This window comes from Acidovorax sp. Leaf78 (assembly GCF_001422735.1).
GTDB lineage: Bacteria > Pseudomonadota > Gammaproteobacteria > Burkholderiales > Burkholderiaceae_C > Acidovorax.
Map to the genome: position 1 here is coordinate 58,806 of NZ_LMLZ01000001.1, position 16,202 is coordinate 75,007.

The window sequence follows — 16,202 nt, forward strand, 5'->3', positions numbered from 1 at the left end:
TGCGGGCGCTCACAATCCACCACACAGTTTTCTCACAGGGGATATCCATGGCAGGTTTGAAAGCGGGTGCGCCCACACCGCAGGCGATCACGGTGCACGAGGCATCGCGGGTGCTGGAGGTCGGGTTTTCTGACGGCGCCACGTTCCGCATTCCGTTCGAGCTGATGCGCGTGTACTCGCCCTCGGCCGAAGTGCAGGGCCACGGGCCCGGGCAGGAAGTGCTGCAGACCGGCAAGCGCGGTGTGGCGCTGGTCAACCTGGAGCCGGTGGGTAACTACGCGGTCAAGCCCACGTTCTCGGATGGCCACGACAGCGGCATCTTCAGCTGGGACTACCTCTACGAGCTGGGGCAACAACAGGACGCGCTGTGGACGCAGTACACCGAGCGCCTGGCCGCAGCCGGCGTGGACCGCGACGCGCCGATGGCGCCCGCGGGTGGGGCAGGCGGGCACGCCTGCGGCGGCCACTGACGGGCGGCGTACAAGCCCTTGTTGACTGATGTGCTATTGAAAGAGGAGCTGCTGGCGCAATATAGGCAAGCGGTAGCGGCTGTTTTCTCTTCGATAGCGTTGTCCTAATTGCGACACAAGCCCCATTTCAGTGCGGGGTTGTCGCTGTACCTCTGGCGCTCGCGCGCCTAGCATGAAACTTATGAGCACCACACATTTTGGTTTTCAGTTGGTCGACGAGCAGGAAAAGGCGCGCCGTGTGCGCGGCGTGTTCGACTCGGTCGCCTCCAAATACGATGTGATGAACGACCTGATGTCGGCCGGCCTGCACCGCGCCTGGAAGGCCTACACAGTGATGGTGGCCAACCTGCGCGAAGGCAGCCAGGTGCTGGACATCGCGGGCGGCACGGGCGACTTGGCGCTGGCGTTTTCCAAGAAGGTGGGCGCCACCGGCCGTGTGGTGCATACCGACATCAACGAAGCCATGCTGCGCGTGGGGCGCGACCGCCTCATCGATGCGGGCGTGGTGCTGCCCACGATGGTGTGCGACGCCGAGAAGCTGCCGTTTCCGGATGCGCATTTCGACGTGGTGAGCGTGGCCTTCGGCCTGCGCAACATGACGCACAAGGACCAGGCGATTGCCGAGATGTGCCGCGTGCTCAAGCCCGGCGGCAAGCTGTTGGTGCTCGAATTCTCCAAGGTGGCCAAGCCGCTGGAGAAGGCGTACGACTGGTATTCGTTCAAGGTGTTGCCTCAGCTGGGCAAGCTGGTGGCCGGTGACGACGCGAGTTACCGGTACCTGGCTGAATCGATCCGCATGCATCCGGGCCAGGAAGAACTCAAAAGCCTCATGCAAAAAAATGGCTTTGGGCATGTGGACTATCACAACATGACAGGGGGCATCGTCGCCTTGCATGTTGGAATCAAGTGCTGAGTGGTTCACTCAGCGATTAACGGAGACGGAGAACTCATGATGAAACTTTGGTCTGTGGTGTTGGTAGCGATGCTGGCGTTTGCGCACGCGGACGCCGACGCCCGGCGTATGGGCGGTGGCAAGTCGGTGGGCAAGCAGTCCGGCAACGTGACGCAGCGCGAGTCGGCCACGCCACCCGCGACGCCTGGCGCACCGGCGCAGAACGCGACCAACGCAGCGGCTGCCAAGCCGGCTGCAGCGGGCGCTGCACCTGCCGCTGCGGCGGCCAAGAAGCCCTGGGGCGCCATGCTCGGTGGCCTGGCCGCCGGTCTGGGCCTGGCCTGGCTGGCGCATTCCCTGGGCATGGGTGCCGGGTTTGCCAATATCTTGATGATTGCGTTGCTCGCCGTGGCCGCTTTTGCCATCTTCAAGATGGTGATGCGCGCGCGCAATGGTGGCGGTGCCAGCAACGGCGGTGCAGCCGCTGGCGGCGCGCCGTTTGCCTTCCAGGGTGCAGGTGCGGGTGCCGGGGCTTCCACCCCTGCGGCCGCTCAGGTGCCACCGCAGTACAGCCCGAACAACGTGGGCAACGACGCGTCTGCTCGCCCTTGGGAGCGCAGCAGCATGGCGTTCGATGCCTCGCGGGCCGCACAGCAGGGTGGTGCGGGCACGGGCGTTGTCATCGGTTCGGGCCTGTCGGGTTCGCAGAACTGGGGCGTGCCGGCCGACTTCGACACCGACGGCTTCCTGTCCGCCGCCAAGCGCAACTTCGTCACGCTGCAGGCCGCCTGGGACCGCTCGGACATCAACACGCTCAGGTCCATGATGACCGACAGCATGCTCGATGAGATCCGCACCCAGCTGACCGAGCGCGAAGCGCACCGTGGCGTGCAGCCCAACCACACCGATGTGGTCATGATCGAAGCCCAGCTGCTGGGTATCGAGGACCTGGGCGAGGCCTACATGGCCAGCGTCGAGTTCTCCGGCATGATCCGCGAAGAGCCATCGGCAGGCCCGAGCCCCTTCCGCGAAGTGTGGAACATGACCAAGCCCAAGGCTGGCAGCAGCGGCTGGCTGGTGGCCGGCGTGCAGGCCCTGCAGTAATTAAGGGCATCGCCCCTCTTGGGGGCTCGCCCAGTTCAGGGAATAATCGGGGACTATGGCAACACCACAGTCCCCTTTTCCTTTTCTGAACGGCCTTTTCGAGCGCGTCGCGGCCGGCCCGCAACCCCCGCAATGGCTGGTGCATGAGGTTCAGCAGCGTGTGGTGCTGTTCCTCAACCACGTGCTGATGCAGGAAAAGGAGGCCATGGACCGCCTGGTGCGCCAAAAGGGCCGCATCGCCCGCGTTCAGTGGCGCGCTTACTCGATGGCCCTGGTGATCACGCCGGCCGGGCTGTTCAACGTGGCGCCCGAGGCCGCAACCCCCGACCTGCGGCTCGAAGTGACCGAGACTTCGCCCTTCGCGCTGGCCCAGACGGCGCTGCGCGGCGACAAGCCCACCATCCGCATCGAAGGCGACGTGCAGCTCGCCGCCGAGATCAACTGGCTGGTCGACCACGTGCGCTGGGATGTCGAGGAAGACCTCGCCCGCGTCATTGGCGATGCCCCGGCCCACACCGTGGCCCAGGTGGCGCGCAAGGCAGCCCAGGCTCTGCGCCAGTTCGTAGGCGCGCGCATGGCACCCTCGGCGGCTGACGCGGCCGTGGTTCCGGTGCCTGTGCCGCCCGTGCCGCCCGTGCACGACGTGCCCGCCAGCGGCCCAGACCGGTCCGGCGCATGAAGCAGTTCGTGAGGGGGGGCGCCATCCTGTGGGTGGTGTTCCGGTACGGCCTGGACGGCCTGTTGCTCGACAGTTTTCAAAAACCCTGGCTGCGCGCGGTGTCGCGCGTGCTGTCGGTGGGGCGCAATCTGGACGCACCGCGCGGCCAGCGCCTGCGCGAGGCGCTGGAGCAGCTGGGCCCCATCTTCGTGAAGTTCGGCCAGGTACTGTCCACCCGGCGCGACCTGCTGCCGCCCGATGTGGCCGACGAACTGGCCCGGCTGCAGGACCGCGTTCCGCCCTTCGATCCGGATATCGCGGTGGCCACCATCGAGCGCGCCTACCGCCGCCCCATCGGCGAGGTCTTCACCTCGTTCGACCGCGTGCCCGTGGCCAGCGCATCGATTGCGCAGGTGCACTTCGCCACGCTGCGCGACCGCCACGGCATCGAGCGCGAGGTGGCCGTCAAGGTGCTGCGCCCGGGCATGCTGCCCGTGATCGAAAAAGACCTGGGCCTCATGCGCATGATGGCCGGCTGGGTGGAAGGCCTGTCGGCCGACGGCAAGCGTCTGAAACCCCGCGAGGTGGTGGCCGAGTTCGACAACTACCTGCACGACGAGCTGGACCTGGTGCGCGAGGCGGCCAACGCCGCGCAACTGCGCCGCAACATGCAGGGCCTGGACCTGGTGCTGATCCCCGAGATCTTCTGGGACTTCTGCCACGCCGAGGTCATGGTGATGCAGCGCATGAACGGCGTGCCCATCAGCCAGATCGGCCGTCTGCGCGATGCGGGCGTGGACATCCCCAAGCTGGCCCGCGACGGCGTCACGATCTTCTTCACCCAGGTGTTCCGCGACGGGTTCTTTCACGCCGACATGCACCCGGGCAACATCCAGGTCAGTCTGGACCCCGCCACCTTCGGCCGCTACATCTCGCTCGATTTCGGCATCGTCGGTACGCTGACCGAATCGGACAAGGAATACCTGGCGCAGAACTTCGTGGCGTTCTTTCGCCGCGACTACAAGCGCGTGGCCGAGCTGCACATCGAAAGCGGCTGGGTGCCGCCCGAGACGCGGGTCAACGACCTGGAGTCGGCCATCCGCGCGGTGTGCGAGCCGTACTTCGACCGGCCGCTCAAGGAAATCTCGCTGGGCATGGTGCTGATGCGCCTGTTCCAGACGTCGCGCCGCTTTCATGTCGAAATCCAGCCGCAACTGGTGCTGCTGCAAAAGACGCTGCTCAACATCGAAGGCCTGGGCCGCGAGCTGGACCCCAACCTCGATCTGTGGAGCACCGCCAAGCCCTTCCTGGAGAAGTGGATGCTCGAGCAGATGGGCCCGCAGCGCCTGTGGCGCGAACTGCGCGCCGAGGCGCCGCACTACGCCAAGCTGCTGCCGGAGCTGCCGCGGCTGGTGTACGACTACCTGCGCCACAAGCCGCAGGACCACCGGCGCGAACTGATGGAGCTGCTGGCCGAGCAAAAGCGCACTAACAAGCTGCTGCACGCCATCATTTATGTGGGCGTGGGTTTCATCGCGGGCTTCCTGTTCTTCATGCTGGTACAACAGTTGCAAGTGCTGTACCGGTTCCGGGTGTTCTAGTCCCCACGTTTCTCGGCTTTCCCGGTTTCCCCCTTTTTCCGGTTTTATGACCTTCCACTTCGCGACATTGAGGAGCATGCCGTGCTGCTGACCCTGGTTATCGTTTACCTGCTGATCACCATCGGCATCGGCCTGCTCGCAGCCCGGCGCGTGAACAACGCCGCAGACTTTGCCATTGCAGGGCGGCATTTGCCGCTGTACATGATCATCACCACGACGTTCGCGACGTGGTTCGGTTCGGAGACGGTGCTGGGCATTCCGGCCAAGTTCATCGAAGGGGGCCTCGGCAACGTGGTGGAAGACCCGTTCGGCGCGGGCTTCTGCCTGATCCTGGTGGGGCTGTTCTTTGCGGGCAAGCTCTACCGCATGACGCTCTTGACCATCAGCGACTACTACCGCGAGCGCTACGGCCGCACGGTCGAAGTCGTCTGCTCGCTCATCATCATGCTGAGCTACCTGGGATGGGTGTCGGCGCAGGTCACGGCGTTGGGGCTGGTGTTCAACCTGCTGTCGGGCGACGCGATCAGCATTCCGGTGGGCATGGCGATCGGCGTGGTGTCCATCCTGGCGTACACGCTGTTCGGCGGCATGTGGTCGGTGGCGGTCACCGACTTCATCCAGATGATCATCCTGGTGGTGGGCCTGGCCGTGATCGCGGTGTTCGCTGGCAACATGGCCGGCGGGGCCGACAAGGTGATCGAGTTCGCATCCAGCCGCGAGCTGTTCCGCTTCCTGCCCGAGCCCAAGTTCCACGACGTGGTGTTCTTCATCGCGGCGGGCATCACCATGATGTTCGGCTCCATCCCGCAGCAGGACGTGTTCCAGCGCGTGATGTCGGCCAACAATATCAAGGCCGCCACGCGCGGCCCGGTGATCGGCGGCATCTGCTACATCCTGTTCGCCTTCGTGCCCATGTTCCTCGTGGCCAGCGCGCTGATCATCATGCCCGGCGAGACTGCGGCGCTGCTCAAGGAAGACCCCCAGAAGGTACTGCCCACGCTGGTGATGGCCAAGATGCCGTTCATCATGCAGGTGCTGTTCTTCGGCGCGCTGCTGTCGGCGCTCAAGTCCACCGCGTCGGCCACCTTGCTGGCACCCAGCGTGACTTTCACCGAAAACATCTGGCGCCAGTTCAAGCCCCACAGCACCGATGCGGAGCGCCTGCGCACCATGCGCATCACCACGCTGGTCTTCAGCGCCTGCGTGCTGGCCTATGCCATCTACATGCAGGGCACTTCCATCTATGAACTGGTGTCGGGCGCCTATCAGGTGCCGCTGGTCGGTGCCTTCGTGCCCCTGGTGTTCGGCCTGTACTGGAAGCGCGCCACCACGCAGGGCGCCATCGCGGCCATCTTGCTGGGCCTGGGCACCTGGCTGCTGTTCCTGGCCACGCCTGTGGGTGCCGTTTTCCCGGCACAACTGGCCGGGCTGCTGGCGGCGCTGGCGGGCATGCTGGTGGGCTCGCTCGCCCCGCAGGGCATCCGCAACAGCCACTCGCCGCACCACCCGCTGGTCGGCGCAGACTAAAGCGCGCCGGACCCTGTGCGTCGGGGCGCGTGCATTGCCGCAGGCGCCCTGCACGACGCCTCTGGAGGGTAGGGGTATGGCGCCGCCTATAATTGAGGGTTTTGCACTTTCCCTCCACACTCTGACATGCCTATTTACGCCTACAAATGCGGCTCCTGCGGCCATGCCAAGGATGTGCTGCAAAAAATTTCCGACACCCCCCTCACCGTGTGCCCTGCCTGCGGTGCCGAGGCATTCTCCAAGCAGGTGACGGCTGCGGGCTTTCAGCTCAAGGGCTCGGGCTGGTATGTGACGGATTTCCGGGGTGGCAACAGTGGCGGCGGAGCCAGTGCTGCGCCAGGCGCCGACGGCAAGACGGAGTCCAAGTCCGATTCCAAGTCCGATTCGGCAGCACCCGCCAGCTCTGGCGACGCCCCCAAGAAAGAATCGACGGCTGCCAGCCCCACGCCTGCCAGCACCGGCGGCTCCTCCACCTCTTCCACGAGCTGATCGAGCGCCCACATGTCTGCTATGCGCAAATGGCTGCTGACCGGCCTCCTGGTGATCGTGCCCGGTGTCATCACGGCGTGGGTGCTCCACTGGATCGTGAGCACGCTCGACCAGACCCTGCAGATCCTGCCGGTCGCGTGGCACCCGGACAAGGTGCTGGGCTTTCACATACCCGGCTTCGGGGTGGTGCTCACGCTGCTGATCCTGCTGGTGGTGGGTGCGGTGGCCAGCAACTTCGCGGGCCGCAAGCTCGTGCAGTGGGGCGACGCGGTGGTGCACCGCATCCCCGTGGTGCGCTCCATCTACTCCAGCGTCAAGCAGGTCTCGGACACGCTGTTCTCCGAAAGCGGGAACGCGTTTCGCAAGGCGGTGCTGGTGCAGTGGCCGCGCGAGGGCGTCTGGACCGTGGCCTTCGTTACCGGTGCGCCCAACGGCGAGGTCGCGGCCTACCTGCGTGACGAATTCGTGAGCGTGTACGTGCCCACCACGCCCAACCCCACGGGCGGCTATTTCGTGATGCTGCGCAAGAGCGACTGCGTCGAGCTCGACATGAGCGTGGACTCAGCCCTCAAATACATCGTTTCCATGGGCGTGGTCGCTCCGGCGGACCCCACGCTCGTTTCTCCGGGTAAGTGAATCCCTTTTAATGCGCCCCTCGGGCGCCGGAAGTTTCTGCCATGGCCATGCGTTCCCACTATTGCGGTCTTGTGACCGAAGCCCTGATGGGCCAAACCGTCACCCTGTGCGGCTGGGTGAATCGCCGCCGCGACCACGGCCAACTGATCTTCGTCGATCTCCGCGATCGCGAGGGCATCGTGCAGGTGGTGTGTGACCCCGACCTGCTCGGCGAGCAATTCAAGCGCGCCGAAGGCATGCGCAATGAGTTCTGCGTGCAGGTCAAGGGCGTGGTCAAAGCCCGCACGCCTGAGACCATCAACGAGAAGATCCCGAGCGGCAAGGTGGAAGTCTTCGCGGCAGAGCTGGAAGTGCTGAACCCGTCGGTCACTCCCCCGTTCCAGATGGATGACGAGAACCTGTCGGAGACCACCCGTCTCACGCACCGCGTGATGGACCTGCGCCGCCCGCACATGCAGCGCAACATGATGCTGCGCTACAAGACCTCCATCCAGGTGCGCAACTTCCTCGACAAGGAAGGCTTCATCGACATCGAGACGCCCATGCTGGGCAAGAGCACGCCCGAAGGCGCGCGCGACTACCTGGTGCCCAGCCGCGTGCACGACGGCCAGTTCTTCGCGCTGCCGCAGTCGCCCCAGCTGTACAAGCAGATGCTGATGGTGGCCGGCTACGACCGCTACTACCAGATCACCAAGTGCTTCCGCGACGAAGACCTGCGTGCCGACCGCCAGCCCGAGTTCACCCAGATCGACTGCGAGACCTCGTTCCTGGGCGAGGAAGAGATCCGCGCCATCTTCCAGCGCATGATCACCGAGGTGTTCCAGCAGCAACTGGGCGTGGACCTGGGCGAGTTCCCCATCATGACGTACCAGGAAGCGGCGTTCCGCTTCGGCTCCGACAAGCCCGACCTGCGCGTGAAGCTCGAATTCACCGAGCTGACCGAAGTGATGAAGGACGTGGACTTCAAGGTGTTCTCCGCCCCCGCCACCACCAAGGGTGGCCGCGTGGTGGCCCTGCGCGTGCCCGGCGGCTCGCAGATCTCGCGGGGCGAGATCGATGCCTACACCGAGTTCGTGAAGATCTACGGCGCCAAGGGCCTGGCCTGGATCAAGGTCAACGAAGTGGCCAACGGCCGCGAAGGCCTGCAGTCCCCCATCGTCAAGAACCTGCACGACGCAGCCATCGCCGAGATCTTGAAGCGCACCGGCGCACAGGACGGCGACCTGCTGTTCTTCGGTGCCGACAAGGAAAAGATCGTCAACGACTCCATCGGCGCGCTGCGCCTGAAGGTCGGCCACAGCGACTTCGGCAAGAAGAACGGCCTGTTCGAAAGCCGCTGGGCACCGTTGTGGGTGGTGGACTTCCCGATGTTCGAGCACGACGAAGAGAACGACCGCTGGGCCGCCGTGCACCACCCCTTCACGTCGCCGAAGGATGGCCACGAAGACCTGATGGACACGGACCCTGGCAAGTGCATTGCCAAGGCCTACGACATGGTGCTCAACGGTTGGGAGCTGGGTGGTGGCTCGGTGCGTATCCACCGCGCCGATGTGCAAAAGAAGGTGTTCGATGCCCTCAAGATCACGCCCGAAGACGCACAGGCCAAGTTCGGTTACCTGCTGGACGCGCTGCAGTACGGCGCGCCCCCGCACGGTGGCCTGGCCTTTGGCCTGGACCGCCTGATCACGCTGATGACCGGCGCAGAGTCGATCCGCGACGTGATCGCCTTCCCCAAGACCCAGCGCGCACAGGACCTGCTGACGCAGGCCCCTTCGCCGGTGGATGAAAAGCAGCTGCGCGAGTTGCACATCCGCCTGCGCAATGTGGACGCCGTCAAAGCGGCCTGAGCCCGGTAGAACGGCTTCACCCCTGTCATTGCCATGACCGGGCATGCCTGAGACAAAAGCGGTAGCGGCCCCAGGGCTGGTACCGCTTTTTTCATGGTGCTGCCCTTGTCGCATCTGAATTTCTTGAATCGAACCGAGGCTCGTTCATGCGTTCTTCCGTGAAGACATCCCTGGCCCTGGGCGCGGCCCTGGCCGCCTTGCTGGTTGCAGGCTGCGGCGAAAAGAAGACCGAGTTGGGCGAGGGCGGCTCGGTCGTGTCCGGCTCGGCAGGGCCTGCCGGTGCGCAGGGGGCCGACAAGGCGCTGACCACCTGCCCTGCGCCCGTGGCCACGCTCGCCCTGGCCGAGAACCCGAACGGCTACACCGTGTCCAGCAGCTACAACCTGCCGGCGTCGCCCGTGCCGCTGATCCGGCTCATCGCCCAGCAAAGCGGCTGCTTTCGGGTGGTGGACCGCGCGGCCGGCCTGCGCGGCACCATCAAGGAGCAGGAACTGAAGGACGCTGGCGTGCTGCGTCAGAACTCCACGGTGGCCAAGGGCAAGGGCTACGAGGCGCAATACACGCTGACCCCCAGCCTCACCTTCAGCGAGCAGGACGCGGGCCGCAGCATTGCCGGTGTGATCGCGATGATCCCCGTGCTGCGCGACATCGCGGGCCTGGCGGGTCTGGCCGAGCAGGTCAAATTCAAGGAAGCGCAGACAGCCTTGCTGCTCACCGACAACGAAACCACCGAGCAGGTGGCCGCCGCCACCGGTGCGGCACGCACCACCGACCTGGGCGCGGCCGGCCTGCTGTGGGGCCGCATGGGGGGCGCGGGTGGCGCGGGCTGGAGCAACACGAACGAAGGCAAGGTCATCGCCGCCGCCTTCTTCGACTCGCACAACAAGCTGGTGACCCAGGTGCAACTGCTGCAGGCCAAGGAGCTGCCGCCGCCGGTGGCGACGCGCAAGCCGTAGCGGTTGGGGGTGTTGGGGTAGCGCGGGTGTCGGGCCCTTCGCCGGCGCCTGCGCAGCGCAGAGACCGCACGATCTGCGGCCGTGCAACATGTCTGTTTGTGCTTTGCCGGGCAGGCCGCACAATGTTTGGCCAGGCGCTGTCGCACCCTTCGCACAAAGGACTTTCTCGTGTCCCAATCGCTGAACTCCCCCGAACAATGGTTGCGGTACATGCCCGCGGCGCAGCACCAGCGCCAGGAGCTGCGGCTGGTCGAAAACGCCTGGGACCAGTTGTCCTTGCTGTCGTCGTTATCGCTGCTGTCGTCCAAGGCATCGTCCGGGGGCGACTTGGCCCAGGCGCGCCGCGACTTTGCCGCGCTGTCCACCGACCTGATGCGCGGCTTGGCCAGCGAGGCCCTCAAAAACCGCACCGACGACCTTGTGGCCCGGGCCCAGGTCTGCATCGACGTGCTGGTGCGCAACCTGTTCGAGCGCACGGCGGACATCGGTTTTTTCGCCACTGATGGCGGCGTGGCCGAGTACCTCTGCGACCCGGCGCCCGACCTTCGCCCGGCTATCGAGTCGCGGCTACGCGAGTACGCCAGCAAGTACACGGTGTACGACAACATTTTTCTCTTCGACACCGCTGTGCAGCAGTGTGCCAGCCTGCATGCCGTGCCGCACGCGGGCGGCGGCCTGCAGGAGGAGGCCGACCACGCATTCCTGCAGTCCGTGCTGCGCGGCGATGTGCCGTACGTGGAGCACCACGCGGTGCACGGGTTTTGCGGCAGCGCCGAGCCCACCCTGGTGTACGCCCAGCGCGTGCTGTCTGGCGGCAGGCCGGTGGGCGTTATGTGCCTGGCGTTCAAGCTGGCCGACGAAATGCCGGCCATCTTCGGCTCGGTGCAGCTCGATGATGCGCAGGGCAGCGATGTGGTGCTGGCGCTGCTGGATGCGCGCGGGCAGGTGCTGGTGTCGGGCGATACGCTGCAGCTGCCCGTGGGCTGGCTGCTCCCTCAGGCCTCTGGTGCAGGTGTGCAGCTGGTGCGCCACGCCAGCCGGCGCTACCTGATGGCGGTGTGCGACACGCAGGGCTTTCAGGGCTACCGCGGCCCCGGCTGGCGCGGCGTGGCGCTGCTGCCGCTGGACCTGGCGTTTGACGAGTCCACACAACACGACGACCGCAGCGCATTGGCGGGCCCGGTGCCCGGCGAGCTGGCGGGCCAGGCCGAGCTGCTGTCGCAGGAGCTGCGCGAGATTCCACGGCGCTCGGCCGCCATCCAATCGGCGCTGGAGCGTTCGGTGTGGAACGGCCTGCTGGAGCTCAACCACCTGGGCACCGGCAAGGGCACGGATGCCGCAGACGCCGCGCCGCGCGAGCTGCTGTTCGCCAAGACGCTGCTGTCAGAGATCGGCGCCACGGCCCGCAAGACGGCCCAGGCCTTTTCCGGCGCGCTGCAGGATTTGTACGGCGTGGTCATGCAGTCGCTGCTGCGCGACGCGCAAAGCCGTGCGTCCCTGGCCATGCAGATCCTGGACCGCAATCTGTACGAGCGCGCCAACGACTGCCGCTGGTGGGCGCTGACCCCGCAGTTCGCGCACACGCTCGAGGCCGGCGTCGTGGGGTGTGACAAGGCTACGGCAGTGCTTGCTGAGATCAACGGCCTGTACACCGTGTACGCCTGCCTGGTGCTGTTCGCGGCCGACGGACGTGTGATGGCCGCGTCGCAGCCCGCGCAGGCGCATTGGGTGGGTACGGTGCTGGACGAAGACTGGGTGCGCCAGAGCCTGCGGCTGCGCGGCAGCCAGGGCTACACCGTGAGCCGCTACGAAGACAGCCGCTTTTATGACCAGGGCCCCACGTTCGTCTACGCCGCGGCAGTGCGCGGTGAACAGCGGGCTGGCACGGCGGGGCCCACCAGCAGCGCGCCGGTGCTGGGCGGGATCGCCGTGGTGTGGGACGCTGCCAACCAGCTGCAATCCATTCTGGACGACTGCGGCGTGGGCGCCACCCAACGCGACGCGCTGGCATTTGTCGATGCGGCAGGCCGTGTGCTGCGCGCCAGCGGCGATGTGCAGGCTGTCATGGCACCCGATACCGTGGCCGCCAGCCGCCAGGGCGATCGCACGGCGGCGCTGGCGGGCCACCTGTACGGTGTGGGCTTGGCGCGCGGGCAGGGCTACCGGGAGTTCCGCGTGAGCGATGGCTACGACCATGGGCTCAGCTGCCTGGTGCTGCGCCACCTGTGCGAACGCCGCCCGGCGTCACCTGCAGCGCTGCTGCTGGCCACACCGGTCGCTGCGGCGCGCATTGCGGTGGAGCACCGCGTGCAGATGGCGACCTTCCTGGTGGGATCGCACTGGCTGGGCGTGGATGCTGCGCACGTGGTGACGGCGGCGCCCGATGCGACGGTGCTCAATGCGGGCGGGGCGCGTGCGCCGTTCCTGGGGCTGGCGCAGATTGGCGAGCGGGTCTACTCGGTGGTGGACCTGCGCAGCGTGGTGGTGGCGGGGCCAGAGGGCGTGGCGGCCTCGCGCACGACGGACCCCCATCGGCAGATGGTGCTGGTGCGTGTGCCGGCACCCGAGGGCGGCAGCGCGCGCGAATTCATCCTGCGGGTCGATGCCCTGGGCGCCATGCTGGACCTGGACCGGCGCGCCGTCCGGCCGGTGGCCATGGCGGGTGGGGCGGGCTCGGGCGTGTCCCTCATCGATGCCGTGGTGCCTGTGCCCACTGCGGGTGACAAAGCAGGGCAGGGCATGCTGTGCCGCATCTCTGCGCAATGGCTGGAGCAGTGCGCGCTGGGCGCCCTGGCCGATGAGCCCGCGCAGGATGTGGACGCCCTGCTGGCCGCGGCGTGATGGCGGTGGCATCTGAGGGGGCGGCGGCGCAGCGGCCGTTCAAGATCCCGGAATCGGTGCTGGTGGTGATCCATACGGCAGCACTCGACGTGATGCTCATCGAGCGTGCAGACGGCATGGAGCACTGGCAGTCCGTCACAGGCAGCAAGGACCGCCTGGACGAACCCTGGGCAGAGACGGCAGCGCGCGAGGTGGGCGAGGAAACCGGCATCGACGTGAACGCCCCGGGCTGCGTGCTCACCGACTGGTGCCTGGAGAACGTGTACGAGATCTGGCCGCAGTGGCGCCACCGCTACGCACCCGGCGTGGTGTTCAACCGCGAACGCGTGTTCGGGCTGTGCGTGCCCGAGCACACGCCGGTGGTGCTGAGCCCGCGCGAACACGTGGCCTGCGCATGGCTGCCATGGCGCGATGCGGCCGACCGCTGCTTTTCAGCCTCCAACGCCGAAGCCTGCCTGCTGCTGCCGCGTTTTGTGTAGCGTGGCCGCCGCGCAGGGCATGCACGCGGTGCATCACGGTGGCCGCAGGCGCAGGGGATCGGACGGGTCCACCAGGTCTTCCGGCGCGGCCGCAAAGGTCAGGCTGTCTCGCGGTGCCGCCGCGATGCGCGAGGGCTCGTCCGCATTGCCGCGGGTGCGCAGCACCACGCCGCCGGGGCGGCGGTCGTTGTCCTGCCCCAAGGTGGCGCGTGACGGGGCTGTGCCCACGCGCACGCGGAGTGCGTCGATGGCGTCCTGCAGCGGGTCGGGCTCGGCCATGCGGGCGCGGTGGCGCAGCAGCACCTGTTGGGACATGTCCAGCAGCTTGGAGTTGAGCGTCTGCTCGGCATGCTGCATCAGCTGCGCCACAGCCCCGGCCGGGTCGCCGGCCAGGCTCTGGGCCATGGCGGTTTCGGCAGTCTTGTTCACTTGCTGCAGGCAATCGCGCACGATCTCGCTGTAGGGAGCGTGCACGTTGCAGGCGTTGGCCAGCAGCTCCGTCAGGCCGCGCGTGTTGGCGTAGCGCATGCCCAGCGCGCGCACCCAGCCTTCGCTCTCGGACAAGTCGATGGACGTGACCGCCAGCACGGCCAGCAGGCTGCCCAGGTTGCAGGCGGCCTCAAAGTCGAAGGTGCTGGAGGTGATCTCGGTTGCCATGCTGCGCACGGACTCCACCGCCTGCGAGAACTGCCGCTGCTGGATGAGCTGCAGTGTGCGCGCCACGCTGGCAAAGCGCTGGATGCGCACGCTCGACGGGTGGCGCTCCAGGATGCGGCCGAAATCGGCCATGCAGCGCTCGATGCCCTTGCGGTCGTTCTCCGCGAAGTACGCGAAGGTGAGCAGCACCAGCGACTGGAAGTCGAACAGCTTGGAGTCGATGCCCAGGATGGCCGCCCGCGCCAGCACCTTGGTCGCGGTCTCGCGGTCGCCCATGTAGTACGACATCATCCCCAGCTTCTGCAGCCGCACCACCGAGTCCGGGGTGAGGCCGCTGGCCGTGCGGTAGGTCTCGATGGCCTGCGAGAAGTTGCCCAGCTCCACCTGCGCCCGGCCCAGTACGTCGTAGGCGTCGGCAAATGAGGCATCGTCACCGATCAGCTCCTGCAGGGTGGTGACGGCCCGCGCCGCCTGGCCGGACTCGATCTGCGCACGCGCCACGCCCAGCTTGGCCCAGGGCAGGGCGCGCGCGGCGATCACGGCCTCGAACAGCGTGCGCGCCTCGTCGTGGCGCGACAGCCGCAGCAGCAGCTCTGAGCCGATGCGCGCCGCGTACAGCCAGTAGGGCTTGCGTGCCTCGAAGCGCTCCACGCACAGGCGCGCGGCGCTTTCGAAATCCTCCGCCTCGATGGCGTCGAAGATGGGTTTGAGGTGCACTTTGCGCAGGCGCGCCAGACTCAGGCGCTCGAAGAGGGCGCTCGGGGTGAAGGGCTTGAGCAAATAGCCGTCGAGCGCCGACTCCGCAGCCTCTGCCACGGCGGCGTAGGATGCCTCGGCCGTGACCATGAAGAACACCGTGGAAAAGGGCAGCAGCTGGGCGCGCCGCAGGTCGTCCAGCAGGGTCTGGCCCGAGTATCCGGCCTCGCCGAAGTACTGGTCGCACAGCACGTAGTCGAACACGGTGTGCTCCAGCCGACTGCGCGCGTCCTGCACGCGGCTGCATTGCACGATGCGGTTGACTCCGTACTCGCGCAGCTGGCCCACCAGGATGCTGCGCGATGTGGCATTGCTGTCGACAATCAGCGCCAGAACCGGAGCAGCGGCGGAGGAATCGTTTTCGGTAGCCAAGGTGTGTACCGAACCGCCGTGGCGGGAAGTTGTATGCAACCAAGTGTAAGGCGCGTCCGGTGGCCACGGTGTCGGACAAACCCGCAGCGTATGCGGCATGCGACACAATCGGGCCATGGAACACGACGACATTCTGCGGGTGGCCACCTACAACATTCACAAAGGCGTTCAGGGCATGGGCCCGGCGCGCCGGCTGGAGATCCATAACCTGGGCCTGGCGGTGGAACAGCTCGATGCCGACATCGTGTGTCTGCAGGAGGTGCGCAAGCTCCACCGGCGGGAGGCGACGTACTTCCAGCGCTGGCCCGAGCTGCCCCAGGCCGAGTACCTGGCGCCCGAAGGTTATGAGGCGGTGTACCGCACCAACGCCATCACCAAGCACGGCGAACACGGCAACGCGCTGCTGTCCCGCTGGCCGGTGATCGGGCACCAGCACGAGGACATCTCCGACCACCGCTTCGAGCAGCGCGGCCTGCTGCATGTGGAGGTGGACGCGCACGGGCGCCGCATCCATGTGATCGTCGTGCACCTGGGGCTCATTCCCGGCAGCCGCGTCCGCCAGATCGAGCGCCTGCAGCGCTTCATCGAGCGCGAAGTGCCGCCCGACGCACCCGTGGTGGTGGCCGGGGACTTCAACGACTGGGGCCTGCAGATCAAGCGCATGCTGGCGGGGTTTGCGCTGTACGAGTTCGACGCGCCGCGCGCCTTCACCTACCCCGCACGGCTGCCGCTGGCCCAGCTGGACCACGTGTATGTGCGCGGCCTCACCCCGCTGTCGCTGCACGTGCCGCGGGGCCGCATCTGGTGGCGCATGTCCGACCACCTTCCGCTCATCGCTGAATTCAGGCTGTGAAAGCCCCACTGAGTCGCTTCGCGCCTTCCCCCGCAGGGGGACGCCACCCGTGGCCTGGCGAAGC

At 66.7% G+C, this 16,202-nt stretch carries 14 protein-coding genes; 13 read left to right on the forward strand and 1 reads right to left on the reverse strand.

Annotation, left to right across the window (positions count from 1 at the left end; translation table 11 throughout):
• Positions 1–47: 47 nt before the first annotated feature.
• The 12 genes from ASF16_RS00260 to nudB all read left to right on the forward strand — a co-directional run bounded on the left by ASF16_RS00260 (position 48) and on the right by nudB (position 13,500).
• Complete coding sequence (locus ASF16_RS00260) at positions 48–470, forward strand: gamma-butyrobetaine hydroxylase-like domain-containing protein (RefSeq protein WP_056161316.1); 423 nt, start codon at positions 48–50, stop codon at positions 468–470.
• Positions 471–651: 181 nt separating this feature from the next.
• Positions 652–1,383: a bifunctional demethylmenaquinone methyltransferase/2-methoxy-6-polyprenyl-1,4-benzoquinol methylase UbiE gene (gene ubiE, locus ASF16_RS00265; protein WP_056161318.1), complete on the forward strand. Its 732-nt coding sequence runs from the start codon at positions 652–654 to the stop codon at positions 1,381–1,383.
• A 36-nt stretch (positions 1,384–1,419) separates the two neighbouring features.
• Positions 1,420–2,466, forward strand: a complete 1,047-nt coding sequence (locus tag ASF16_RS00270) for a Tim44 domain-containing protein (protein ID WP_056161320.1) — start codon at positions 1,420–1,422, stop codon at positions 2,464–2,466.
• Between the two features lie 55 nt (positions 2,467–2,521).
• On the forward strand, positions 2,522–3,145 hold the full coding sequence (locus ASF16_RS00275) for an SCP2 domain-containing protein (RefSeq protein WP_056161321.1): 624 nt from the start codon (positions 2,522–2,524) through the stop codon (positions 3,143–3,145).
• Positions 3,142–4,725: a ubiquinone biosynthesis regulatory protein kinase UbiB gene (gene ubiB, locus ASF16_RS00280; RefSeq protein WP_056161323.1), complete on the forward strand. Its 1,584-nt coding sequence runs from the start codon at positions 3,142–3,144 to the stop codon at positions 4,723–4,725. The genes ASF16_RS00275 and ubiB overlap by 4 nt, the downstream gene beginning before the upstream one ends.
• Positions 4,726–4,806: 81 nt before the next feature.
• Positions 4,807–6,252, forward strand: coding sequence for a sodium:solute symporter family protein (locus tag ASF16_RS00285; RefSeq protein ID WP_056161325.1), 1,446 nt, complete (start codon positions 4,807–4,809; stop codon positions 6,250–6,252).
• A 126-nt stretch (positions 6,253–6,378) separates the two neighbouring features.
• Complete coding sequence (locus tag ASF16_RS00290; protein WP_056161327.1) at positions 6,379–6,741, forward strand: FmdB family zinc ribbon protein; 363 nt, start codon at positions 6,379–6,381, stop codon at positions 6,739–6,741.
• A 12-nt stretch (positions 6,742–6,753) separates the two neighbouring features.
• The gene (locus tag ASF16_RS00295) at positions 6,754–7,377 is read left to right on the forward strand and encodes a DUF502 domain-containing protein (RefSeq protein WP_056161329.1); all 624 of its coding nucleotides are present in this window, start codon (positions 6,754–6,756) and stop codon (positions 7,375–7,377) included.
• Between the two features lie 41 nt (positions 7,378–7,418).
• Positions 7,419–9,224, forward strand: a complete 1,806-nt coding sequence (gene aspS / locus ASF16_RS00300) for an aspartate--tRNA ligase (protein ID WP_056161331.1) — start codon at positions 7,419–7,421, stop codon at positions 9,222–9,224.
• A gap of 146 nt (positions 9,225–9,370) precedes the next feature.
• Positions 9,371–10,180, forward strand: a complete 810-nt coding sequence (locus ASF16_RS00305) for a curli production assembly/transport component CsgG (protein WP_056161333.1) — start codon at positions 9,371–9,373, stop codon at positions 10,178–10,180.
• A 168-nt stretch (positions 10,181–10,348) separates the two neighbouring features.
• Positions 10,349–13,021 (forward strand): cache domain-containing protein, encoded by a 2,673-nt coding sequence (locus ASF16_RS00310; RefSeq protein ID WP_082516661.1) that lies wholly within the window; start codon positions 10,349–10,351, stop codon positions 13,019–13,021.
• Positions 13,021–13,500, forward strand: coding sequence for a dihydroneopterin triphosphate diphosphatase (gene nudB, locus ASF16_RS00315; protein WP_056161337.1), 480 nt, complete (start codon positions 13,021–13,023; stop codon positions 13,498–13,500). The genes ASF16_RS00310 and nudB overlap by 1 nt, the downstream gene beginning before the upstream one ends.
• A gap of 33 nt (positions 13,501–13,533) precedes the next feature.
• On the opposite strand, the gene ASF16_RS00320 is transcribed toward nudB, so the two are convergent.
• Complete coding sequence (locus ASF16_RS00320) at positions 13,534–15,285, reverse strand: response regulator (protein ID WP_056161339.1); 1,752 nt, start codon at positions 15,283–15,285, stop codon at positions 13,534–13,536.
• Between the two features lie 115 nt (positions 15,286–15,400).
• On the opposite strand from ASF16_RS00320, the gene ASF16_RS00325 reads away from it, so the two are divergent.
• Positions 15,401–16,138: an endonuclease/exonuclease/phosphatase family protein gene (locus ASF16_RS00325; protein WP_056161341.1), complete on the forward strand. Its 738-nt coding sequence runs from the start codon at positions 15,401–15,403 to the stop codon at positions 16,136–16,138.
• Positions 16,139–16,202: the final 64 nt, after the last annotated feature.